1 protein-coding gene and 1 pseudogene are annotated in these 1,083 nt (G+C 50.0%); both read left to right on the forward strand.

Annotated features, from left to right (window positions below; all coding sequences use genetic code 11):
* A partial coding sequence (gene nusG / locus Q7R76_07230; protein MDO8643332.1) for a transcription termination/antitermination protein NusG occupies positions 1-426 on the forward strand: 426 nt, incomplete at its 5' end.
* A 179-nt stretch (positions 427-605) separates the two neighbouring features.
* Positions 606-1,037, forward strand: a pseudogene (gene rplK / locus Q7R76_07235) (50S ribosomal protein L11).
* Positions 1,038-1,083: the final 46 nt, after the last annotated feature.

Raw genomic sequence — 1,083 nt, forward strand, 5'->3', positions numbered from 1 at the left:
CGTATTCTTGTTCCCATGGAGGAAGTGGTTGAAGTCAAGAATGGCCAGAAGAAAACGACAGAACGCAAATTTTTCCCCGGCTACGTGCTTGTGGAAATGGTCATGGATGACGAAACTTGGCACTTGGTGAAACACACCAGCAAAGTGACGGGTTTTGTGGGTGGCGCGAAGAATCGTCCGGCTCCCATCTCGGAGGCTGAGGTACTGAAAATTGTCAACCAGATGCAAGAAGGCACAGATAAGCCTCGGCACAAGGTTGAATTTTTGGTGGGTGAATTTGTTCGGGTTAAAGAAGGTCCGTTCACTGATTTCAACGGCTCGGTGGAAGATGTGAATTACGAGAAGAGCAAGGTTCGCGTTTCCGTGACCATCTTTGGTCGCTCTACTCCCGTTGAGTTGGAGTTCTCGCAAATCGAGAAAACCTGAATTTGAAGCGTTGTGGGAAGAAAACAAAAACGTTTTGTTTTCTTCTTGCAATTTGGTTGTTTGAGTAGATTGGTGCTTCCCGACTCGGTACCAATTGTTAGTGAAGTGAGTCGTTAACCCCGGGGAGCTTTGGACTGAATTGTTCAGGATCGAAGCGCTAATACCCGTAAGGAGAAATCATGGCGAAAAAAATCGTCGGTTTTGTCAAGCTGCAAGTACCAGCTGGTAAGGCCAACCCATCCCCCCCCATTGGACCCGCATTGGGTCAGCGCGGCCTGAATATCATGGAATTCTGCAAGGCATTTAATGCGCAGACCCAGGGTGTTGAGCCGGGTCTGCCATTGCCCGTGGTGATTACCGCGTACGCAGACAAGAGCTTTACTTTCATTATCAAGACCCCGCCTGCGACGGTCCTGATCAAGAAGGCCATCAAGCTGGACAAGGGTTCTGCTAATCCTCTGAAAGACAAGGTTGGCAAGATCACGCGCGCTCAGCTCGAGGATATCGCCAAGAACTAGATGAAGGACATGACGGCCGCCGATCTGGATGCCGCTGTTCGTACCATCGCAGGTACTGCCCGCTCCATGGGCGTGAATGTGGAGGGCGTGTAAATGTCCAAGCTTACAAAAAACCAAAAGGCCCAACAAGGCAAAATCG

The organism is Candidatus Woesearchaeota archaeon (genome assembly GCA_030651375.1).
In the GTDB taxonomy this organism is placed as follows: Archaea; Nanobdellota; Nanobdellia; order Woesearchaeales; family UBA12501; genus JAUSFM01.